The sequence below is a fragment of the Brevundimonas sp. ABV4_179 genome (assembly GCF_056311945.1).
Genome location: NZ_CM149976.1, coordinates 486797 through 506848, shown reverse-complemented (window position 1 = coordinate 506848; position 20052 = coordinate 486797). Strand labels below are relative to the sequence as shown.

The following is a 20052-nucleotide window of genomic DNA, read 5'->3' as shown; positions in this document are numbered from 1 at the left end:
CTACATGCCGCCAGCGGGACAAGTAAGGAGAGCAAAAGTCGAACAGATGAAATCACGACGTATTGCTCTCCCTAGGCTACAAACAGTTTATGGATTGGGAGCCTGTTCCTGCAGCTCTTCCAACTGATTTTCGATCCGATCCTGATCTTCCTCCGCTTGCTCAGCCGCATCGCCGGCGATTATGTCGAGCCAAGTTCTCGGATCCAGAAAGTCGGTGAGGATCTCCGTGAAGGTAATCGCATCTTGGATGGTCTCAGCCGTTTGTTCTTGGCTTTGCGCCATCCAGAGATCGTAGGCCAACGCTCCTTGATCAGTGCTGCGCCAATCCCCGGCATCATTCGCCCAGAACGCGCCCCACTGATAGTCGGGGCTCGGCATCCAGATGTACGACTTATACTCGGTCCCGTCCGCCGTCGTCAGAGTTCCGTTCTCTACAACACCGGTCGTATCAAACACGCCGTCCCCGTCAATATCGACGTTGACCGTGACCGGCCGTTTGATGCGACTTCCACCACTCACAAATCCCATTTCGGCTTGAGACAATCTCCGCACTTGCACCCTCCATTTGAAACTGCGCCACAACCGTGGCGAGACATTTGTATGGGCCATCATCGCCGAGTCTATGGGGCTTAGGCACTGTAACGCCGTTGTGATCGGAGGACGTCTCCCTTCGCCCACAAACCGCCTATCGCCGCGCGCGCGCCGCCAGCACCGGGTCAAAAAGCCACGCCGCCAGGGGCCTGTTGTCAAGTACTAGGTCTGCCGTAACACGCATACCCGGAGCGAGCGCCCATGCGTGTCCATAAGCGTGCACATCTTGGCGATCCAACGTTACCAGTACACGGTATAGTGGCTCCTTCGTTTCTATCGGGGTGGGCAGTTCGGAGGGTTGTGTCGGCGAACGCGTGACCAATTTGACCCTCCCTCGCCCAACGCCGAAGCGCTGGTATGGAAAGGAGTCGAACATTATCCGCACCCTGTCTCCGGCGCGGACAAAGCCTACCGCTCGAGAAGGCACCCAAAGCTCGGCCTCCAGACCCGCCCCCTCTGGAAGGACAATCGCCAGCGTTTGCCCAGGCTGAACAGGCATGGCCGGTCGGACGGAGAGAGCGGCGACCCGGCCGCCCGTCCGGGCAGTAAGAACCTGTCCACGTTGTCCAAGAAGGGTCGCCTGTCTCTCACTGAGGCGTGCGACGGACTGAGCAACCTGCGCCGCACCTTGGGCCCGCTCGGCCGCCAACCTTCGGCGTTGTGCGTCGATTTGTGTTATCTGCGACGCAAGGTCCAGTAAATCGCGGTCGATAGCTCCTAACTGCTGCCGGGCCGTTAGCAATGCTTCTTCCCTCTGACGCATAGGGAGGGCTGCGATAAGCTGTCGATCAAATAACGATCGAGCAGCTTCAACTGTTTCCTGGGCGAGCCCTATGCGTTGAGTTTGCAGATCTCGATCAACCGTCAGCTGGGCGCGCCGATCTACGATTCCCGCGCGGCGGGCCGCAAGCTCCTGCAGTTGGCTGTCGATCGTTGCGGTCTGCGCCGACTGCTGGAAGGCCAATGCGCTCGATTCATCGCGCGCGGCTTCCTGGAGAAGAGCTCCTAGCCCTTCGCCGCCCTCTACGGTCGAATCGAAAGAGAGGGAAATGAGAGGAGTTCCAGCGGTCACCGCCTGACCTTCTCGAGCGAGTACTTCATCTACGACTCCCGCTCGGACAGCGGTAAGCCGCTGAGCGCCGGCCGTGGGAGTCAGCGTACCGATCACCGTTTCCTTTCGCGCATAGTTGGCGGTGGCGAGGAAGAAGGCAGCCACAAAGACGATGGCCAGCAGGAAGCTGGTGAGAACCCATCCCGCAACACCAATGGTCTTGACCGGAACGCCGAAACGCGAGGAGTTGGCATCAATAGCTTCAGGCCTGAACAGGCCGGGCGAAATTTCGGTGCCGTCAGTCGGTGAGTGCTCGTTCATCGGGATGCCACTCGCTAGGGATGTTCGACCGCGAAGCCTGACCGCTTGCAGCCGCAGGGTTTGCTACTCCCTGCGACCTTGCCTCGCTCGAAGAGGAGCTGTTCGTCAACTGATTTAGTGGCCCTCACAGAACTCAGACCGTAACTCCGGCGGACGTCGGTTACCAAGTAGCAAACTACAACCCCAAAGTGACGCCGAAGGCCGCCTGTCCCCGCCGTCACCCGCGGTGCCGGGTTACGCGCTAGGACACAGCAAAATCCGGTATGCGGAGGTGGAGTTGTGGACAGGTCCTGAGTTAGCGCGCGTAACTTCGGAACCGAGCAGACAATCGAGTCAAGACAGTCTGGGAGCGGCACGGGTAACTGTGCTTTGCTGCGTGCGGATCGCCTCAAGAAGCTATGCTGAACCTCGGTTTCTTGGCCGCGCCTGAGTCGATTTCGTAATGACGGGGTTAGGTGTTCAAGTCACCTAAGCGGTGACGTGCCCCCGTCTAGTCCCTCAGCCAACTTGGGAGCCCAAGGGGTTGCTAGCTGATCTGCGTTGCTGGCGGGAGCGGCCGTGCGGCGGAGCTGATCAAGTTGCGTCGAAGCTTGGGCGTCGATGAAGAGATTCAACCCCAAGAGCGACGCCGCGGATCCTGAGGATCGGCCAGTAAACTGTAGGCGCCGAAGACGCGCAACGACGAGGTGGATTTCAAAGGCCAGGCGCGCAGCAACAGGACCGGTCGGCAGCGGAAGCGGCGGGGGTGTCGGTCAGGACCGCGCGCAAATGGTTGGGCCGGCATCGGCTCGGAGGTGAGCGCAGGCATCGCGACCGCAGCTCGGTGGCGGGGCGATGTCCGCGCAGGACGCCTGCGGAGCGCATGGCGGAGCTCGAGCGCCTGCGCCGCCAGCGGCTGACCGAGCCGCAGATCGCCCGACGGCTGAGCATGGCGCGTTCGTCGGTCGGACTGATCCTGCGCCGCTTCGGGCTGGGTCGATTGACGCTGCTGGAGCTCAGGTCGCCGATCGTCCGCTAGAAACGCAGTCGCCCCGGCGAGATGATCCACCTCGACATCTAGAAGCTAGCCCGGTTCGAGCGGGCCGGCCACCGCGCCACTGGCGACCGGAGGGCCGGCTGCTCGCGCAAGGCGGGCTGGGACTTCCTGCACATCTGTGTCGATGCCGCTTCACGGCTGGCCAACACCGAGATCCTGCCCTCCGAAGGTCAGCAGGACACGACCGCCTTCCTTCGCAGAGCCCTAGACTGGCTGAACCGGCATGGCGTCGCGTCGGCCGAATGGGTCATGACCGACAACGCTCGGCCTATCACTCCAGACTGTTCGCCGCCGCCCTCAAGCAGGCCGGAGCTCGCCACGTCTGAACGCGGCGCTACACCCCGGGCACCAACGGCAAGGCCGAGCGCTCCATCCAGACCACGCTGCGCGAAGGAGCCTACGCGAGACCCTACGCCTCGTCGGACGAACGCGCCGCCGCCATCAGGCCTTGGACCGACACCTAAAACCTCAGCCGACCCCACTCCGGCGTCAAAGACCTCACCCCGTGGTCAAAGGTTAACAACCTTCTTCGATACGACAGCTAGGCCGCCCTGTATAATTAGACGCCCAGTTCTGAAGCGTCAGGGTAAGGCATTGTTATATAGCTATTTTCGGAACTTCTGACACCCGCTATTGAAAGTCGGACATCCTCTCTTGGGTTTTTACACCCCCGCCGGTCAGGGCGGCCATGGAGGCGGAGTGGTGCGGACTGCGGAACGGCCGGTCGCGTGTCAGGGCGCCGCGCTCGATCAGACCGGCGACCGACCAGATCATTGAAGTCTCCAGCAACTCCTGCGAGGTCAGCGGCGGTAGAAGGCCTGGCAAGCGTTGCGCCATCATCGACTTGCCCGATCCCGGCGGGCCGACGAACAACAGGTTGTGCCCGCCCGCCGCCGCGATCTCCAGCGCGCGCTTGGCGCTTTCCTGGCCCTTGACCTCGCGCAGGTCGGCAACGGCCCGGCCGGCCGCCAGAGGGCCGGGTTCGGGCGCACGCAGCACTTGGGTTCCCTTGAAATGGTTGACCAGCCCGATCAGAGAGCGCGGCGCCAAGATGCGCGCTCCGCCGGCCCAGGCGGCTTCCGGCCCCGTCGCCTCGGGACAGATCAGGCCCAGCCCCATGGCGTCGGCGGCCACGGCGGCGGGCAGGGCCCCGCCGACGCGCGCGATCTGGCCGTCCAGCCCCAGCTCGCCGATCGCCGCCCAGCCGTCCAGGGCATCGGGCGCGATCACCCCCATGGCCGCCATCAGGGCCAGGGCGATGGGCAGGTCGAAATGGCTGCCTTCCTTGGGCAGGTCGGCGGGCGCCAGATTGGCGATGATCCGCTTGGCGGGCAGGGCCAGACCGATGCCGGCGAAGGCCCCGCGCACCCGCTCCTTGCTTTCGGCCACCGCCTTGTCAGGCAGGCCCACGATATTGAAAATGGTCGGTCCGTCGTTGCCGATCAGCTGGACCTCGACGTCCACGCGCCGGGCCTCCACCCCATCGAAGGCGACTGTAACGACCCGCGCGACCATGTTCGCTCCCCCGCTTAAAGGAAGAACGAACCATGAACTGAAATCTAATTCAAGTGGCGCTCACGCAACCTGTGCGGCCCGCTTCTTCTCGATGACGTCCCACATCAGGGCGGTGGCGTCTATGCCGGTGAAGGCTTTCAGCTGCTGGGCGCCAGTGGGCGAGGTGACATTGATTTCGGTCAGATAGTCGCCGATCACATCGATGCCGACGAAGATCAGGCCGCGCGCCCTCAGCGTCGGGCCGATGGCGGCGCAGATTTCCAGATCGCGCGGCGTCAGTTCGACCGGCATGGCCGTGCCCCCGACGTGCAGGTTGGAGCGCACGGCGCCCGCCGCCGGAACGCGGTTGATGGCGCCGACCGGTTCGCCGTCGATCAGGATGATGCGCTTGTCGCCCTTGGACACGGCGGGGATGAATTTCTGGATCACCAGCGGGTCGCGGCTGCCCGCCGCGTGGATCTCGATCAGGGCGTCCAGGTTCGGATCGTCGGCGCGCAGCTTGACCACGCCCGAGCCGCCATTGCCGTGCAGAGGCTTCAGCACCACCTCGCCATGCTTCTTGTGGAAGGCCGTCAAGGCGACGGGATCGGCGGAGATCAGCGTCGGCGGCTGCAGGCCGGGGAAGGCGGTGACCATCAGCTTCTCAGGCGCCGAACGGACCTCGGCCGGGTCGTTGACCACCAGCGTCCTGGGATGGACCGTCTCGAGCAGATAGGTGGCGGTGACATAGGCCATGTCGAACGGCGGGTCCTGACGCATCAGGATGACGTCAACGTCTTCGGCCAGGTCCAGCTTTTCCCAGTCGCCGAAATCGACGTGGTTCCCGGCTTCGCGCCGCACGGTGATCGGGCGGGCGCGGCAGTAGAGACGGCCCTCCTCCAGCGCCAGGGTGCGGAAGTCATAGACCCACTGTTTGTGACCGCGCGCCTGGGCGGTCTCGGCCATCAGGAAGCTGGTGTCCGAGGTGATGTCGACGGCCTCGATCGGGTCCATCTGGATGGCGATTCTGAGCATCGGCGAGGCTTTCTCTACGTGGGCAGGCGCTAGGGAAATGGAGTGGCGAAGCTCTGCTTCAAACCCCTCCGCTCATCCCCGAGAAAGCGGGGACCCAGTTCTTTCGCTCGGCAGTGCGTTGGATTGGCCAAGCGCGTCCATCGAAAACGCTTTATCGCCCAAAGTGCTGGGTCCCCGCTTTCTCGGGGATGAGCGGAGTGTGAAATCAGTCGATCTGACGCGCTTCTTCGGCCAGCATGATCGGCACGCCTTCGCGGATCGGATAGGCCAGTTTGGCGCCCGCCGAAATCAGCTCATTGGCGCTGCGGTCATAGGTCAGCTTGCCGCGCGTGACGGGGCAGACCAGCACCTCGAGCAGGCGGGGGTCGACGGACACGGGGGTGTTGAAGGCGTCACTCATTTTTCTGGACCTAACGCGCTTAGCGCTACTTTAGGCCGTTGTAGGGGGCCTTGTCGCATCGCGCTACTGAATGGACGGCGCGGCGTCGTCACCGCCATCGGCGGCGTCGATGCGGAGAAGCGCGGTCAGGGCCTCGGCGCGGGGCATCAGGCCCATGGCCTCCAGCAACGCCTGTTTTTCGGCGGGTTCGAACGGCAGGGCCATCGACAGACTGTTGACCAGGGCCTCCATCGGCGCGGTCTCGGCCGTCTCCCAGTCGATATCGAGCAGGCGGTGGGCCATGTAGGCGCGCAGGGCGTCCAGGAAGGCGTGGCGGTCGAAATCCGGCTCGTCGGCCGGCGCCGTCAGATCGGCCTCATAGGCGTCGAACGCCGCGCGCACCTGGCGATAGGGGGCCTTGGACGGCAGTTCGGCGGCGATACGGAACCGCGAAACCCCCGTCAGGGTGATCAGATACCGGCCGTCGGACGTCTCGGCGAAGCTGGTGATCCGTCCGGCGCAGCCGACAGACGACAAGGTCGGATGGACCGCCGTGCCGCCGTTGGGCTGGATCAGGCCGATCATCCGATCCCCCGCCATGGCGTCGTCCACCATGTTCAGATAGCGCGGCTCGAAGATGTTCAGCGGCAACTGGCCGCGCGGCAGCAGGATGGTCCCCCCCAGCGGAAAGACCGGGATCACCTGCGGCAGATCGAGCGCCCTGACATAGCCCTGCGGCATGAAGCCCTCGATGCGCTTACGAAAACAGGATGGACGACAGTCGGCGTCGCCCGTCCTTGGCGACGTCGGAGGTCAGGCCGGCCGCCTCGAAGATGACCAGCAACTGCTTGCGCGCCGCCTGGTCGTTCCACTCGCGGTCGGCCTTGACGATGTGAAGCAGATTGTCGACCGCGCCCTTGAAGTCGCCCGCCGCGCTCTGGGCCTCGGCCAGATCGAAGCGGGCCTGATGGTCGTTCGGGTCAGCGGCGACCCGGGCCTCCAGTTCGGCGGCGGCGCCGGACGGGGCTCTCGCCGCCAGGGCCAGCTGCGCGCGCACGCTCTGGACCGTGGGCTCCTTGGACTCCTGCGGGGCCATGGCGATGGTCTGGAGCGCCTGTTCGCGGTCGCCGTCGGCCAGATAGACACGCGCCATGCCGGCGATGGCTTTTTCGTTCTCGGGCTCGATCTGCAGCACATGGGCGAAGGCCTGTGCGGCGCCGCCCAGATCGTTCAGGCCCAGGGATTCTTCGCCCAGCTCCAGCAACTGCGCCGTCTCGGTCGAGCCGCCCTGACCGCCGGTCAGCTTGTCGATGAAGGCCTTGATCTGGCTGTCGGGGATGGCGCCCTGGAAGCCGTCGACCGGCTGGCCGTTGACGAAGGCATAGACGGTGGGGATCGATTGCACCCGCAGTTGACCCGCATAGGCCGGGTTGGCGTCGACATCGATCTTGACCATCTTCACCGCCCCCTTGGCGGCGCGCACGGCCTTTTCCAGGGCTGGACCCAGCGTCCGGCACGGCCCGCACCAGGTCGCCCAGAAATCGACGATGACCGGCTGATGCTTGGACGCCTCGATGACGTCGGTCATGAAGGAGGCGTCGGCGCCTTCCTTGATCAGGTCGCCGGCGGCGTCAGGGGTCAGGGTCGGGTCGAGCAGGGTCATGGGCGAGGTCCGCGCAAAGATCGGTCAGTATCAACGGTTCAGATGGCGTCGGGATGCGTCGGCATCAAGCGGCGATTTGGTCGCGCCGGGATTTCAGACGCCCAAACAACCATTCCGGTGAGGCGACTATCCAGAGTTCTGCAAGGAGTGATGATCCGACCCTATTTCGAGACGACAATGACTGACTTCAAACGATGGAAGACTTTATTCGGTTGAGGAGGGCGACTCGGGCGAGATCACCGCTGCTTGGCGCTCGATAAGCATCCGAAGACCCGCTTGGATCTCTCGCCGGTCCTCAGCCTCAAAAACGCGAACTCGCACGCCGTCCATTCTCCTGGCCGCGGTAATTTGTTCCGCCGTGGCGAAGATGAAGTGCCCATTGTAGGCGCCAGATATCGGCCCTCCTTCCATCAACCTGGCGCCTTCAAGCCGAACAGCGCAGCTCTCGAGATTTGGAACATCGCGTCCAACAATGTCGAATCGTGGCTTCTCGTCAGCGCCTTTCAGCATTCGCCAGCAGATGTTCGGACCCAATGGCGCGGCTCCCTGAGATGAGCAGGCCGCCAAACTCGCCAGCACGATCACGCCGGTCCATTTCAAGAGTTTGGGGCCGCGCTGGCGCTCTCAGGGCGTCTCATCTTCAGAATGTCTCTGACGGCATCGATTACAGCTTCCGGTTCTTCATACTGGATCACGTGGGAGGCGTTCTGAACCATCCGCTGTTCGCCCCGGGTCGATGAGGCCGCTATTCGCGCGCCGGCCTCTGACCATGCGCGACGCAAACCAATGATCTCAGCCGGCGCCGCACCCTCATTTACTCCGAACTTATTCCCCGCCGTCAGGACGATCAGCGGCATATCGCCTAACGAGCCTGCCGCAGTCTCCACTTTGCTTACGCCAGTCGGATCAGGCTCGTTTTCCGAAAGAACTGCTGCCGCCATTTGCCGGCTCCCCAACGGCCCATCTGTCGGCGGAGAGCCGCACTCGATGTAGATGGCGCTTCCGGGCCTCATTTCACCGGCCGCTGTGGCGCGGATGCATTTCAGCGCCGCAGCCTGCCCCGCCTGATGCGCGCTGGCCCATACTGGTCCGATGCCTGTTAAAGTCTCCAAATTGGCGCCCGGATCAACGAGGACCAACCCAGCGAAGATTTCCGATCGTTGCGCTATGGCGAGGCGCGCAGAAACTTCGGCGGCCGAATGCGCCACCAAGACGAACGGCCCTGTCTCCATAGTGGCGTCTAGCAGTTCGAGTAAGTCGCTGGTGCGCCGGGCGAAGTCGCGTGGCAGCGGGCCGGGATCGCTTCGGCCATAGCCGGCGCGGTCATAGGCGCAGGCCCGGGTTATCTTAGCGAGACTTGGCTGAACCCGCGCCCAAATGGAAGAATCCAAGCCAAGTCCCGCATCCAAGATGACTGTAGGTTCGCCTGCCCCGGTGCATTTCAGGTGAAGTCTGCGACCATCAGGCAGGGAGACCATAGCGTCGTCGGTGTCGGTCTCATTACGAACAGCAGGTCTCTCCGAACTCTGCTGAGGCTCCGCCATTCCGACGGTCATGACCAGAACGATCAAGCTTAGCGTAGCTGGCGCCCAAGTCCGGGCCTGCAGTCTCGAAAACATGGACCTCACCTCAACCTGCGAAGGTGCAGTAGGGAGGGAAGCGCGTCGGCTAGTCAACGCCGTTCAAGACGGTCCTTCGGCGTGACGATAACCTATAATCCGTATCCGCTCGAAGCAGGCCGGACCGTTACGTAGAGAACAGAGTAGCTAAAGTTGCAGATGAAGTTCCGAAGCCGAAAATGGGCGGACGGGGCAGCCGATTTCGTCATAGGAATCATGAAAAATTAAACGCCCCAAAGTCCACCACCACCGGCTCCCTCTCCAGCAGCGCCAGCACTCGCCGGAACGCCGTCTGATCCAAGGCGGTGGTCGCCGTATTGGTCAAAGGGTGGAAGTTGACGACAGCGGCGTCCCACAGGCGCTGGTCCAGCACAAAGGTCACTCGGCGGTCTGCGTCGTTGATCAGGCCCAGCGCCGTGACCGAGCCGGGGCGGACGCCCAGTGTCTCCCACAGCAGGGTCTCGTTTCCGAACGACAGCCGTCCCGACCCCATGGCGCCCGCCGCGCGCTTCAGGTCGATCACCGTGTCCTGGCGCGCGGAGATCAGCCACAGCCGGCCCTTGTGGTCCTTCAGGAACAGGTTCTTGGTGTGGGCGCCGGGCAGGTTAGCCTTGAGGTCCATCCCCTCCTCGACGCGGAAGACGGCCGGGTGGTCGTGGGTCACATGGTCCACGCCGGTGTCGGCCAGCCAGGCGGTCAGTCGGTCGCGGTCGAAAGCCGGCGTGGGCGCGGGTGCGTCAGTCATGGTTGAGCCATTGGATTTCGGACGTTAGGAAATGTCCATGGTCGATACCGTCAATACGCGCCCGCTGGAACTGGAATGCTATCCGATGTCGGCCCGGCCGCCGGACCTTGTGCCCGGCCGCCAGTCGCGCAACTGGATGGACGCCTTCATCAGCCGCCACCCCTATCGCTGCCTGCCGCTGAACATGGCCAACACCACGGGGTGGGAGATCCTGTGCCCGTTCGGCTTCTCGGCCGAGTGGAATGGCGGCCCGCGCCAGGAAGACATCGTCATCACGCCGGACCGGCCCCAGCACGACCTGGACCATTTCGTCACCTCGCACTTCTCGCGCGGGGTCATGACCATGCATCCCCAATATCTGTTCCGCACGCCGCCGGGCTGGGGGATGATGTGTTCGGGATCGCCGAACCATGTGAAGGACGGCATCCAGCCTCTGGTCGGCCTGATCGAGACCGACTGGCTGCCCTTCCCCTTCACGATGAACTGGATTTTCACCCGGCCGGGCCGGATCACCTTCGAGAAGGGCGAGCCCTTCTGCTTCATCAATCTGATCGAGCACAAGAAGGTCGAGCAGTTCCAGCCCATCATCCGCACCCTGGAATCCAACCCGGTGATGAAGGGGCAGTTCGAGGCCTGGAACCGCGCACGGACGGACTTCAACCAGCGGCTGGCTGGCGGCGATCCCGACGCGGCCAAGGAGGCGTGGCAGCGCTATTACTTCAAGGGCGAGGTGCCGGAGAACCTGGGCGCCGCCCCGGCCACCCACTCCAACAAGCGTCGGCTCAAGTCGCCGCGTGTCGGATAGACAAAAGCCCTCTCCCGTCGAGGAGAGGGCTTGATCATACGGCCGCGAAAGCCGTGGCTTACGAGGTCGGGCGCGTGACCTGCGGACCCAGGTTCTGGATCACCTCGCGCGCGTTGAAGGCGTTGGGGTCGTTGGCGGGCTTGGCGCCCCGACCCATGACGATCTCGGCGTTGGCCTCGAAACGGTCGACCTGGCGAACGTCGAAGTCGCTGGCGCCCCAGCCCCAACGATCCCACGGGCTCCAGAAGCCGCCGCGATAGTAGCGCCACGATGGACCCCAATAGGGGCCGTAGAAGCTGTTGTAGCGCGAGTAAAAGGGATCGGGCGTGCCGACGAAGCGGGTGTCGCGGTCGGTGGCGCGGTTGACGGTGGCGAACCAGTCATAACCGCTTTCGGCCGTCAGTTCGGCCGAGCGAAGCAGCAGGCCCATCTCGACCTGATCTCGCGAGGTGACGGAATTGCCAGAGAAGCTGACGCGGAAGCGGTTGTTCTCCAGCCGCTGTTCGGCATAGCCGCCGCGCTGGCCGTTCAGGCCGGCGGGTTGATACGGCGTGGCGGTGGCGCAGGCGGCGAGGGCCAGCCCTGCAGCCACCGTCATCGCCAGGGTCTTTAAGGGTAGGGCTTTCATGAAATCAAACTCCTTGATCGCCCATTCGGGCGCGCTGACGGCTGAACGGAGCATGAACGGCGGCGTTCCCGATCCAATCTAGGCCGAAGCGTCGCCATTTCTAGAGCCTTGCGACGATCAGCACCGCCGCGGTCATCAACAGCACGCCGACGAAGACGCCGAACCCCTTGCGAAAGCGGGGCTGCTGCATCCGCCGCGAGAGGGCCGCGCCGGACAGGGCATAGGCGCTCATCGACATCATATCCATCCCGATGGCGGCGACGGCGAACAGCGCCATCTGGGGCGCGACCGGCCGGCTGACGTCCACGAAGGGCGGCAGGACGGCGGTGAAGAACAGGATGGCCTTGGGGTTGGCGATCTGGACCGCGAAACCGTCGACCAGGGCGCTGCGCCCCCGGCGAACCACGACATGGTCGGGCTGGGCGGCGGTGGCGAAGGCGCCGCGCAACGCCTTGATCCCCAGCCAGGCGACATAGAGGGCGCCCAACACGGCGATGACCTTGAACGCCGCCGGAAAAGCCTTGACCAGGGCTCCCAGGCCCAGCGCCGCCGCGCCGAACCAGACCAGGGTCGCCGCATTCATGCCCAGCACCCCGACCAGGGCGGAGGCGCGGCCCTTCTCCACCCCCGTCGCCACCGCGAACAGATTGGCCGGACCCGGCGTGACGGCCATCACCGCCATGACGCCCAAGAAGGTCGAATACAGGTGCGGATCGACGGGCAGGGCGGACATGTGGCGCGATGTCGCTGGTCCGCCGTGCGCGGTCAAGCCGTGCGCGTCAGCCGCCCCCGGAAATCAGGCGCGCGGACGACGGGGCGTTTGGGGCGGTGCGGGCGGTTCTGGCGGCGCGGGGGCCTCAACCGCCTCGGGCGCTTCGACCGCTTCAGGGCCGACGGCGTCGGCGGCCTGGTCCAGCGCATACTGGGCGATCAGTCCATAGGTGACCATCTGTTCGGGGTCGGGATTGGCCCAGGTTCCGTTCTGCGCGATGCCGGTTCCGACAACCGAGCCATAGCGTGCGCCATCCTCGATCGCTTGTTTGACCTCCGGGTCGTTCAGGGCGTCGGCGACCAGGGTGTCGACGTCGATGTTCTTGAGCGCTTCGGCCGCCATTTCGCCGGCGTGTTTGGCTGTCTCAGTGGTGAAGGCGGCGACGTCCGGCGCGTATTCGCTCCACAGTGCGGCGATGCGGCTGCCCCGCTGCGTCTCGCTGAGACTGGGGTCTTCGGAAAGCGCCTCGGCTCGTTTGCCGAACTCCTCCATCCGCGCCTCGAAGGCGCTGGAGGCGGCCTCCAGACGGGCTTCGGCCGCCGAAGGCGGCGTGTCCTGAACGCGGGCTGCGGCGGGCGAGGCGAGGCTTATCAGCACCAGAGGCAGGGCGGCGCCGAGGCCGAGAAGACGGATCATGGGACAGCTCCCCCAAACATGACCCGCGCAAACTCCGCTCTCGGCGGCCCTGTCTCAAGTGAAATCGCGGTAAGGCGGCCTTACTGCGGTTGGGCCGGAGCGGCCGCCGCTTCCTCCGCCTTGGCGCGGACCATGGCGGGGATGGATTTGATCTGGGTGGCGGCCATGGCCATCTGATCGGCCGGGGCGCCCTGCGCGACCGCATAGGTCTGCAGTTCATTGGCGAAGGTGTCGGCCTGGCTCTGATAGCGCGCCTGCAGGGCGTCCAGATCGGTCTTGGCCTTGGCCTTGTCGGCCTGGGCCGCGGCCGCCTGCATTTCCGTCGCCATGGTTTCCATGCTGGTTTCGAAAGCCTCGCCTTTGGCTTCGAAGGCGGCGGCTTCCGGGCTTTCGGCGGCCTCGGCCGGGGCGGGAGCGGCGGGCTGGGCGGCGGGGGCCGGGGCGGTCGCCGTCTGGGCGAGGGCCAGGGTCGGGCCGCTCAGGACCAGGGCCGCGACGGCGGCGGTGCAGGACAGAAGACGCATGGAAGAACTCCGGGGCGAGGCCGAAAGCGGCCGCAAGGGGCCTGTGGTCAGGCCCAAGAGCGCTTACCGTGGACCACAAGTGTCAGATTTCAAAGACCCGATAGGGCGTGTCGCCCAGGGTTTTCAGCACCGGCAGGGCGACGTTGTAGACCGGAACGCCCCGGTTGGTCCGCCCCTCCGGCCCGCCGCGATGGGCGTGGCCGTGGACCACCAGGCTGACGTTGTCATAACGGTCGATGGTTTCGGCCAGGCGCGAAGACCCCAAGAAGGCATGGATTTCTGGCGGTTCGCCCATTACCGTCTCGACCACGGGCGCATAGTGCAGCAGGACGACCGAACGCTCGGTGCGCAGCTTGCGGATCGAGTTTTCCAGCAGATTGGCGTCCTCGACCGCCTCCTGCACGAACCGCTTGATCGAAGCCTCGCCGAAAGAGGACAGCATATAGCGGCCGAAGCCGCCGACGAACCCCTTGCCGCCGGCAAATCCCACGCCGTCGATCTCATACGCCTCGCCGTTCAGCATCCTGACCCCGGCGTCTGTCAGCATCCGTTCGACCTCTTCCGGCTGGCCGCATTCGTGCTCGTGATTGCCCATGACGCCGACCATGGGGATGGTGCAGAGCTTCAGATCCTCCAGCAGCCGCTCCACCTCGGGCGTCTTGCCGTAGTTGGTCAGGTCGCCGCACAGGCACAGGACGTCGGCGTCGTCCGCGACCCGCTGGAACAGGTCGCGATAAGGGCGTTCGCTGGTCTCCCCGACGTGCAGGTCGCCGACGGCCGCGACGCGCATCTTCTTGGCCGGGCCGGGTTCCAGGCCCGGCTGGGGCGTCTGCGGATCGACGGTCGCGTCGGTCATGGCGGCTCTCTCTCTTTCAGTGGCCCAGATTGACCGGGTCGTGGCGTTCCTCCAGCCCCTTGCCGACCACGTCGCCAAAGCCCCATTCGGCGACGTCGGCGACATAGTCGCGCGGACTGAAAAGCCGGCCGCGACACACCTTCACGCGCGGCGCCGGCAGGTCGATCTGAGCCGTCAGCCGCTCGACCAACTCCTCCATCAACCAGCGCGGAATGCGGTCGCGCTCGGTCGGATAGGCGAAGCGGAAGTTCAGCAGATGGGCCGCCAGAACCTCCCAATAGAGGTCCATCTGATCCAGCAGGCTCTTCCAGTCGATGGCGTCGGACTGTTTCAGGATGACGTGGTTCACGTCCGCCCCGTCATAGCGATAGCGGTCCTGGATGAAGACCTTGGACAGGATCAGGGCCGTGGGCGGGGTGATCTGGACCTGATGGCCATAGACGGTGATCCTATCTTCGCTGAACCAGCTGTCGGACACGGCGATGGTGCCGTTCGACATGGCGAATATGACATCGAAGAAATGTTTCTCGTCCTTCCAGACCTTGGCGATCCAGCGCTCGTCCTCGACGTCGGTGCGATAGCCGTGCTTCTGGAAGAAGGCCAGGATGCGGGGATAGTCGCCGGGCTTGCAGAAGACATCCAGATCCTTGGTTGGACGACGGATGCCCGTATAGGCCGTCACCGCATAGGTGCCGGACAGCAGGAAGGGGATGCCGCTTTCCTTCAGCAGGCCCAGGCTTTCCGCGTAGAAGGCCAGGGCGTCGGCTGGCGGTTCGAACGTCGGTTCGGCGATCACGTCGGACATCGGCTGCGCCCTCCCTGGCGAGGGCAAGGGAACGACGACGCCCCGCCCCGGTTCCGGGAAAATACCTAAGTCGGCGGCGCCGGGATCATTAAGACCTGCGTGCGATGTTCATTGCATGACCAGCACGACGCGCTTCATGAAACCCGTCCCGTGGCGCCTGTTTCGCCATGAAGCCGGCCGTGTCGCTGGCCCGCCCGCCTGGGCCTATCTGGCCCTGTTCGGCGTTTGCCAGTTGGCCGGTTTCTGGATGGCGCAGACCTTTTCCGTGACCATCCTATGGCCGGCCAATGCCGTGCTGGTGGCGGCCTTGCTGCAGTTGCCCCGCAAGCAGGCGGTTCAGGTGATGGGGGCGGCGGTCGCCGTGAATCTTCTGGGCAACCTGGTGCGAGGCGACCCAGGCGTGTTTCTGTGGGCCAACGCCCTGTTCAACCTTATCCAGGTTGTAGTCACGACCCTGCTGGCGCGTCGATTCGGCGGCGCGGCGCTGGACATGCGCCGCCCGCGCCGGCTGCTGCGGTTCGCCTTAGCCCTGATTCCCGCCGTCGCCCTCAGCACGGCGCTTTCGGGCCTTCTGATCCTGGTCATGGGGCACACGCCCTTTGGCGGACTGGCCTATCGGCTGCGTTATCTGTTCGAGATGGAGGCCTTGGCCATGCTGATCGTGGCCCCCTCTCTGTTGCTGATGGCGCGACAGCACAGGTTCCGCGCCGACGGCGTGGCGCGTCTGCCCGAGATTGCGCTGCTGGCTGGTCTGGTCGTCGGCTTGACGGCGGCTGTATTCAGCCAGAGCCAGGCGCCTGTGCTGTTCCTGGTCTTCCCGCCGCTCATTCTGCTGGCCTTCCGCCTGTCGCCGCCCTGGACGGCGACCGCGGTGATTCTGATCTCCGTCTGGGCGGCCGCTGCGACCCTGACAGGGCATGGGCCGATCACCCTGACAAGACTGGCGCCCACGCCCGAGATGCAGGGCGTTCCCATCGCGATGCGGCAGATGGGCGTTTTCCATCTGTTTCTGTTGGCGCTGCTGGGCACGGCCTTGCCCATCACCACCTTGTCCAGTGAACGGCGGCGTTTGGTCGAGCGCCTGAAGACGCGCACCGAGGTCGCACTGGCTGCGCGAAAGCGCGCCGAAGCGGATCGGGCCGCCAAGAGCCGGTTCCTGGCGATGATGAGCCACGAAATGCGTACGCCCCTGACCGGCGTCACGGGTTATGCCGACCTGCTGTCGCGCAACGCCAGCCTGGATGCCGAGGGCGTCCGTCAGGTCGACGCCGTTCGCCATTGCGGCGAGGCGATGCTGCGTCTGGTCGAGGATCTGCTTGAGGTGTCGCGCGGCGGGGTCGAGGTGGCGCCCAGGGTCAATGACCTGCGAGAGGTCATCGAGGAGGCCGTCGGACCCGCCCGCGAATGGGCCAGGGTCAAGGGGTTGGAGTTCGACGTCCGCATCGCGCCGGAAGCCGAGGGGCGCATCCTGATCGACGCTCGGCGGTTGCGTCAGACCCTGCACCATCTGGCGCAGAACGCGGTCAAGTTCACGGCGCGCGGTCGGGTGGGCCTGACGGTGCGCCGGACCGAAGACCGGCTGATCCTGGACGTGTCCGACACAGGCTGCGGCATGGACGAGGAGACGCGCGCGGGCGTGTTCCGTCTGTTCGAACAGGCCGACGCCACGACCAGTCGCGCCCATGAAGGCGCAGGGGTGGGGCTGGCCCTCGCCAAGACCCATATCGACTGTCTAGGCGGGACCGTGACGGTTGAAAGCGTCCTCTGGCAAGGTTCGACCATCACCCTGACCGTGCCGGCGCCGAGCGTCGCCACCGAGGAGGATGAGGCGATGGAGCCGCTCCACAGCCGGCGTACGCGGGTTCTGATCGTCGACGACCATCCCGCCAATCGCGATCTGCTGTGGATCATGCTTCAGGCGGCGGACTGCGAAACGGCCGAGGCCAGCGACGGCGAGCAGGCCCTGGAGGCGCTCCAGGACCAGGCTTTCGACCTTGTGCTGATGGACGTGCGGATGCCGGTGATGGACGGTCTGACCGCCACCCGCGCCCTGCGCGCTATGGACGCTCCGACCTGCGATGTGCCCGTTCTGGCGGTGACCGCCGAGGCCATGCCCGAGGATGCGGCCCGATGCCTTGCCGCCGGCATGGACGGCCATCTGGCCAAGCCCGTCACCCAGGCCAAGCTCTACGCCGCCATCGAGGCGGTGTTCGACACAGTCTCCAAGCGGGCGGATGCGGCGCGGGCGGCTTGACGCCTCAGCCTTCCCAACCGTCCTCGAATGGAAAGCGCGCGGCCCAGAAGTCGGCCAGTTCGGGCAGGGCGTCGATCCGCCGGACCACCTCGGACATTCGCGGCGCTTCGGCGTAGAAGCGCCGCCGCATCGGCCGCCAGCGGCTGACCACGGTCACATAGAGGTCCAGCATCGTCATCCGCTCGCCCAGCAGAAAACGGCCGGGCGACAACTGGTCCTCCATCGTGCGCCAGCATTCGGCGATCCGATCCGCCGTCCGCTCGAGGATGCGCGACTGATCGTCAGGGTCGTCGCCGGCCAGCCGCGCGGGAATGTCGCGCACCCAGTACATCGAATAGATCGAGGCCGGGATGAAGGTCATCCAGCGCAGGAACTGGCCGCGCTCAGGATCGCCCGCCGCCGGCGCCAGCCCCGCCTGCGGATGCCGTTCGGCCAGCCAGATCAGGATGGCCGCGCTCTCTGTCATGACTTCGCCGTCCGGCGCGATAACGGCCGGCAACTGTCGCATCGGATTGACGGGCGCCACGCGGTCGCGCTGATGATCCCCTTCCCAAGTGGGGGCGTCCACGACCACGTCATAGGGCGCGCCGATCAGGGTCAGCGCCGCTTCCACCGGGACAGAACCGGAACCGGCCGCGCCGTAGATGCGATATTTCATCCCCAGACCTCTCCCCAGTTTGCTGTGGCCAATCTACTATATGTAGCGGGTCGAACGAAATGTGATCGCAACATAGACCAATTTCGGCTTGGCGCCGAAGCGTGGGAGTCGCATGGTGAATGCGTCTTCAGAATCGCTCTCAGGTCCAGTTCGATGAACGCCATCACCCCGATCATCCATCCCGACCGCGCCGGTCTTCTGACCCCATCCGCCGCCTACAAGCCGTTCCGCTATCCTTGGGCGTTCGACATGTGGAAGAAGCAGCAGCAGGTCCACTGGATGCCCGAAGAGGTGCCTCTGGGCGAGGACGTCAAGGACTGGGCCTCGACCCTGAACGACAATGAACGCAATCTGCTGACCCAGATCTTCCGCTTCTTCACCCAGGCGGACATCGAGGTTCAGGACAACTACATGGAGCGCTACGGCCGGGTGTTCAAACCCACCGAGGTGAAGATGATGCTGGCCGCCTTCGCCAATATGGAGACCATCCATATCGCGGCCTACGCCCTGCTGCTCGAAACCATCGGCATGCCCGAGAGCGAGTTCGGCGCCTTCATGGAATACGAGGCCATGCGGGACAAGCACGACTATATGGGCCAGTTCGGAGTCGATTCCGACGCCGACATCTGCCGCACCCTGGCCATGTTCGGCGGCTTCTCGGAAGGGGTTCAGCTGTTCGCGTCGTTCGCCATGCTGATGAACTTCCCGCGCCAGAACAAGATGAAGGGCATGGGCCAGATCGTGTCCTGGTCGGTGCGCGACGAGAGCCTGCACTGCGAGGGCATCATCAAGCTCTATCACGCCTTCAACAAGGAGACGGGCGCCGTCACCAAGACCGTCGCCGACGACATCGTCGACTGCTGCAAGACGGTGGTGAACATGGAGGACAAGTTCATCGACCTGGCCTTCGAAATGGGTTCGGTCCAGGGCATGACGCCCGACGACATCAAGCAATACATCCGCTTCATCGCCGACTGGCGCCTGCGCCAGTTGAAGCTGCCGGAAGTCTATGGGGTGACGGAAAATCCGCTGCCGTGGCTGCAGTCCCTGCTGTCGGGGGTTGAGCACGCCAACTTCTTCGAGGCCCGCGCCACCGAATATTCCAAGGCGGCGACGCAGGGAAACTGGCACGGCGCCGACGGCGTCTGGACCGAGTTCGACCGCATGATGGCCCGGCGCGACATGAGCCTGGTCGCGGGCTGACACCCGTCGTCTTTCGGGCGTAGGCTGTCCTGAAAAGGGAGCCTGCGCCATGAACGATGCGTCGACCCTAGCGCGCCGGTCCGACCGGCGTGCCGCAGGCCGCGCGGACGCCGGACTGGCACAGGCGGACCCGTTCGCGCCAGGCGGCGTAGTCGCGGTCGTACTGGTCCTGGGCGGCGCGGGTCGCCTCGGCGGCGGCGCGAGCCTGCTCCTCGCCCTGGCGCACCGCGATCTCGTGACGCGCCAGGGCGGCGTCGTAGTCCAGGCGGGCGTCGGCGTCGGCCTTGTCGGCCAGGGCGTTCCGGGCGGCGATCTCGTCGTTCAGGGCGCGGGTGGCGCGCAGTTCCTCTTCGGTCTGCTTGTCGTCGCCCGCGCGGTGATAGGCCTCGCCGCGCGCCTTCAACAGGGCGTCGCGATCCGCCGGATCGGGCAGGGCGCGCTGGTCGCGATAGGCGTCCGCTCCGGCATAGGGGCGGGGCTGTGACGCGGTTTGGGCCAAGGTCGGCGACGCTGCGACCGCCAGGGCCAGAACCAGAAGCGGGGGGCGAAGGGTCATCGATCTACTCCTTGATGGAAGGCCGCTGCGGCATACAGCTTGGCCATATCCTGTCTGGTGGGACAACGCCGCACGCACGAAAAGGTGGCGCGCCGCGCCGCTTCGCGGCATGGTCGGTCCAGAGCCCTTCCGACATCCGATCAGAGACGACGCATGATCCTGAGCACCTCGTCCGGCGACTTCCCCATTCCCGCCGAAGTCGCGCGCCAGCTGCCCAATGTGCCGGCCCTGCCGGATTCGTCGGCGGCCGACGCCCGACTGCAGATCGAGGATTTCCGCCACTGGCTGGACGCCTCGCCCGAACACGCCATCGACTATGAGCGGCTGCGGCGCTGGCATCTGGTGCAGGAGGAGCTGGCCGCCCAGGCCAAGGCCGAGAACCGCGCCTTCGTCGTGTCCGACGACGGACTGGAATAGGCGC

General features: G+C 65.0%; 22 protein-coding genes and 2 pseudogenes. 6 read left to right on the top strand and 18 right to left on the bottom strand.

Translation table 11 applies throughout. The annotated features are described in order from the left end of the window. Positions 1 to 87: 87 nt before the first annotated feature. Together ACYX4P_RS02445 and ACYX4P_RS02440 are read right to left on the bottom strand one after the other, a co-directional pair. On the bottom strand, positions 88 to 543 hold the full coding sequence (locus ACYX4P_RS02445) for a hypothetical protein (RefSeq protein WP_292047881.1): 456 nt from the start codon (positions 541 to 543) through the stop codon (positions 88 to 90). 142 nt (positions 544 to 685) lie between these two features. Then, a complete protein-coding gene (locus tag ACYX4P_RS02440) occupies positions 686 to 1963 on the bottom strand; it encodes a beta-barrel domain-containing protein (protein ID WP_292047882.1) in 1278 nt (425 codons plus the stop codon). A gap of 745 nt (positions 1964 to 2708) precedes the next feature. On the opposite strand from ACYX4P_RS02440, the pseudogene ACYX4P_RS02435 reads away from it, so the two are divergent. Both ACYX4P_RS02435 and ACYX4P_RS02430 read left to right on the top strand, forming a co-directional pair. After that, a pseudogene (locus ACYX4P_RS02435) lies at positions 2709 to 2795 on the top strand (hypothetical protein); the annotation flags it as partial. Positions 2796 to 2825: 30 nt separating this feature from the next. Further along, positions 2826 to 2981 (top strand): hypothetical protein, encoded by a 156-nt coding sequence (locus ACYX4P_RS02430; protein ID WP_292047883.1) that lies wholly within the window; start codon positions 2826 to 2828, stop codon positions 2979 to 2981. 684 nt (positions 2982 to 3665) lie between these two features. Here the strand turns inward: ACYX4P_RS02430 and ACYX4P_RS02425 are convergent. From ACYX4P_RS02425 to ACYX4P_RS02390, 8 genes and pseudogenes are all read right to left on the bottom strand, one after another. Continuing rightward, positions 3666 to 4514 (bottom strand): annotated as a pseudogene (locus tag ACYX4P_RS02425) (ATP-binding protein); the annotation flags it as partial. Between the two features lie 60 nt (positions 4515 to 4574). Continuing rightward, positions 4575 to 5528, bottom strand: coding sequence for a glutathione synthase (gshB, locus tag ACYX4P_RS02420; protein WP_248119933.1), 954 nt, complete (start codon positions 5526 to 5528; stop codon positions 4575 to 4577). Between the two features lie 205 nt (positions 5529 to 5733). Beyond that, positions 5734 to 5928, bottom strand: a complete 195-nt coding sequence (locus tag ACYX4P_RS02415) for a Trm112 family protein (protein WP_248119935.1) — start codon at positions 5926 to 5928, stop codon at positions 5734 to 5736. A gap of 63 nt (positions 5929 to 5991) precedes the next feature. Next, entirely contained in the window at positions 5992 to 6648 is a 657-nt protein-coding gene (locus ACYX4P_RS02410; protein ID WP_248119937.1) for an LON peptidase substrate-binding domain-containing protein, read from the bottom strand. Positions 6649 to 6664: 16 nt separating this feature from the next. Continuing rightward, positions 6665 to 7570, bottom strand: a complete 906-nt coding sequence (trxA, locus tag ACYX4P_RS02405; protein ID WP_248119939.1) for a thioredoxin — start codon at positions 7568 to 7570, stop codon at positions 6665 to 6667. A gap of 204 nt (positions 7571 to 7774) precedes the next feature. Beyond that, positions 7775 to 8170, bottom strand: a complete 396-nt coding sequence (locus ACYX4P_RS02400; protein WP_314137171.1) for a hypothetical protein — start codon at positions 8168 to 8170, stop codon at positions 7775 to 7777. After that, positions 8167 to 9141 (bottom strand): alpha/beta fold hydrolase, encoded by a 975-nt coding sequence (locus tag ACYX4P_RS02395; RefSeq protein WP_292049042.1) that lies wholly within the window; start codon positions 9139 to 9141, stop codon positions 8167 to 8169. Before ACYX4P_RS02395 ends, ACYX4P_RS02400 begins: the two co-directional genes overlap by 4 nt. Before the next feature lie 262 nt (positions 9142 to 9403). After that, complete coding sequence (locus tag ACYX4P_RS02390) at positions 9404 to 9934, bottom strand: prolyl-tRNA synthetase associated domain-containing protein (protein ID WP_292049044.1); 531 nt, start codon at positions 9932 to 9934, stop codon at positions 9404 to 9406. Positions 9935 to 9971: 37 nt separating this feature from the next. On the opposite strand from ACYX4P_RS02390, the gene ACYX4P_RS02385 reads away from it, so the two are divergent. Then, positions 9972 to 10739 carry a DUF6065 family protein gene (locus ACYX4P_RS02385; protein WP_292049054.1) on the top strand — a complete coding sequence of 256 codons (768 nt, stop codon included), beginning with the start codon at positions 9972 to 9974 and terminating at the stop codon, positions 10737 to 10739. A gap of 58 nt (positions 10740 to 10797) precedes the next feature. Here ACYX4P_RS02385 and ACYX4P_RS02380 read toward each other — a convergent pair whose 3' ends face one another. From ACYX4P_RS02380 to ACYX4P_RS02355, 6 genes are all read right to left on the bottom strand, one after another. After that, a complete protein-coding gene (locus ACYX4P_RS02380; protein WP_248119962.1) occupies positions 10798 to 11367 on the bottom strand; it encodes a CC0125/CC1285 family lipoprotein in 570 nt (189 codons plus the stop codon). A gap of 100 nt (positions 11368 to 11467) precedes the next feature. Next, on the bottom strand, positions 11468 to 12100 hold the full coding sequence (locus ACYX4P_RS02375; RefSeq protein WP_248119964.1) for a LysE family translocator: 633 nt from the start codon (positions 12098 to 12100) through the stop codon (positions 11468 to 11470). A gap of 63 nt (positions 12101 to 12163) precedes the next feature. After that, positions 12164 to 12775, bottom strand: coding sequence for a hypothetical protein (locus ACYX4P_RS02370; RefSeq protein WP_248119966.1), 612 nt, complete (start codon positions 12773 to 12775; stop codon positions 12164 to 12166). Positions 12776 to 12855: 80 nt separating this feature from the next. Further along, positions 12856 to 13299, bottom strand: a complete 444-nt coding sequence (locus tag ACYX4P_RS02365) for a hypothetical protein (RefSeq protein ID WP_248119968.1) — start codon at positions 13297 to 13299, stop codon at positions 12856 to 12858. A gap of 82 nt (positions 13300 to 13381) precedes the next feature. After that, positions 13382 to 14155, bottom strand: coding sequence for a metallophosphoesterase family protein (locus ACYX4P_RS02360; RefSeq protein ID WP_248119969.1), 774 nt, complete (start codon positions 14153 to 14155; stop codon positions 13382 to 13384). Between the two features lie 16 nt (positions 14156 to 14171). Then, complete coding sequence (locus tag ACYX4P_RS02355; RefSeq protein WP_248119970.1) at positions 14172 to 14960, bottom strand: nucleotidyltransferase family protein; 789 nt, start codon at positions 14958 to 14960, stop codon at positions 14172 to 14174. Positions 14961 to 15096: 136 nt separating this feature from the next. Here ACYX4P_RS02355 and ACYX4P_RS02350 point away from each other — a divergent pair, with 136 nt between their 5' ends. Further along, positions 15097 to 17214, top strand: a complete 2118-nt coding sequence (locus ACYX4P_RS02350; RefSeq protein ID WP_314137174.1) for a response regulator — start codon at positions 15097 to 15099, stop codon at positions 17212 to 17214. 4 nt (positions 17215 to 17218) lie between these two features. On the opposite strand, the gene ACYX4P_RS02345 is transcribed toward ACYX4P_RS02350, so the two are convergent. Continuing rightward, positions 17219 to 17872 carry a glutathione S-transferase family protein gene (locus tag ACYX4P_RS02345; protein ID WP_374321374.1) on the bottom strand — a complete coding sequence of 218 codons (654 nt, stop codon included), beginning with the start codon at positions 17870 to 17872 and terminating at the stop codon, positions 17219 to 17221. 153 nt (positions 17873 to 18025) lie between these two features. Here ACYX4P_RS02345 and ACYX4P_RS02340 point away from each other — a divergent pair, with 153 nt between their 5' ends. Then, the gene (locus ACYX4P_RS02340) at positions 18026 to 19075 is read left to right on the top strand and encodes a ribonucleotide-diphosphate reductase subunit beta (protein WP_248119972.1); all 1050 of its coding nucleotides are present in this window, start codon (positions 18026 to 18028) and stop codon (positions 19073 to 19075) included. 67 nt (positions 19076 to 19142) lie between these two features. Here the strand turns inward: ACYX4P_RS02340 and ACYX4P_RS02335 are convergent, their stop codons facing one another. Beyond that, the gene (locus tag ACYX4P_RS02335) at positions 19143 to 19631 is read right to left on the bottom strand and encodes a hypothetical protein (protein ID WP_292046435.1); all 489 of its coding nucleotides are present in this window, start codon (positions 19629 to 19631) and stop codon (positions 19143 to 19145) included. 153 nt (positions 19632 to 19784) lie between these two features. On the opposite strand from ACYX4P_RS02335, the gene ACYX4P_RS02330 reads away from it, so the two are divergent. Beyond that, the gene (locus ACYX4P_RS02330) at positions 19785 to 20048 is read left to right on the top strand and encodes a hypothetical protein (protein ID WP_248119976.1); all 264 of its coding nucleotides are present in this window, start codon (positions 19785 to 19787) and stop codon (positions 20046 to 20048) included. The last annotated feature ends 4 nt before the right edge of the window (positions 20049 to 20052 follow it).

Excerpts from the sequence above, each read along its gene's own strand:
- ACYX4P_RS02415 (WP_248119935.1), bottom strand. The coding sequence starts at position 5,928 with ATGAGTGACGCCTTCAACACCCCCGTGTCCGTCGACCCCCGCCTGCTC.
- trxA (WP_248119939.1), bottom strand. The coding sequence starts at position 7,570 with ATGACCCTGCTCGACCCGACCCTGACCCCTGACGCCGCCGGCGACCTG.
- ACYX4P_RS02385 (WP_292049054.1), top strand. The coding sequence starts at position 9,972 with ATGGTCGATACCGTCAATACGCGCCCGCTGGAACTGGAATGCTATCCG.
- ACYX4P_RS02340 (WP_248119972.1), top strand. The coding sequence starts at position 18,026 with ATGAACGCCATCACCCCGATCATCCATCCCGACCGCGCCGGTCTTCTG.
- ACYX4P_RS02350 (WP_314137174.1), top strand. The coding sequence starts at position 15,097 with ATGAAACCCGTCCCGTGGCGCCTGTTTCGCCATGAAGCCGGCCGTGTC.
- ACYX4P_RS02365 (WP_248119968.1), bottom strand. The coding sequence starts at position 13,299 with ATGCGTCTTCTGTCCTGCACCGCCGCCGTCGCGGCCCTGGTCCTGAGC.
- ACYX4P_RS02335 (WP_292046435.1), bottom strand. The coding sequence starts at position 19,631 with ATGACCCTTCGCCCCCCGCTTCTGGTTCTGGCCCTGGCGGTCGCAGCG.
- ACYX4P_RS02330 (WP_248119976.1), top strand. The coding sequence starts at position 19,785 with ATGATCCTGAGCACCTCGTCCGGCGACTTCCCCATTCCCGCCGAAGTC.
- ACYX4P_RS02360 (WP_248119969.1), bottom strand. The coding sequence starts at position 14,155 with ATGACCGACGCGACCGTCGATCCGCAGACGCCCCAGCCGGGCCTGGAA.
- ACYX4P_RS02355 (WP_248119970.1), bottom strand. The coding sequence starts at position 14,960 with ATGTCCGACGTGATCGCCGAACCGACGTTCGAACCGCCAGCCGACGCC.
- ACYX4P_RS02440 (WP_292047882.1), bottom strand. The coding sequence starts at position 1,963 with ATGAACGAGCACTCACCGACTGACGGCACCGAAATTTCGCCCGGCCTG.
- ACYX4P_RS02375 (WP_248119964.1), bottom strand. The coding sequence starts at position 12,100 with ATGTCCGCCCTGCCCGTCGATCCGCACCTGTATTCGACCTTCTTGGGC.
- ACYX4P_RS02430 (WP_292047883.1), top strand. The coding sequence starts at position 2,826 with ATGGCGGAGCTCGAGCGCCTGCGCCGCCAGCGGCTGACCGAGCCGCAG.
- gshB (WP_248119933.1), bottom strand. The coding sequence starts at position 5,528 with ATGCTCAGAATCGCCATCCAGATGGACCCGATCGAGGCCGTCGACATC.
- ACYX4P_RS02410 (WP_248119937.1), bottom strand. The coding sequence starts at position 6,648 with ATGCCGCAGGGCTATGTCAGGGCGCTCGATCTGCCGCAGGTGATCCCG.
- ACYX4P_RS02370 (WP_248119966.1), bottom strand. The coding sequence starts at position 12,775 with ATGATCCGTCTTCTCGGCCTCGGCGCCGCCCTGCCTCTGGTGCTGATA.
- ACYX4P_RS02390 (WP_292049044.1), bottom strand. The coding sequence starts at position 9,934 with ATGACTGACGCACCCGCGCCCACGCCGGCTTTCGACCGCGACCGACTG.
- ACYX4P_RS02380 (WP_248119962.1), bottom strand. The coding sequence starts at position 11,367 with ATGAAAGCCCTACCCTTAAAGACCCTGGCGATGACGGTGGCTGCAGGG.
- ACYX4P_RS02345 (WP_374321374.1), bottom strand. The coding sequence starts at position 17,872 with ATGAAATATCGCATCTACGGCGCGGCCGGTTCCGGTTCTGTCCCGGTG.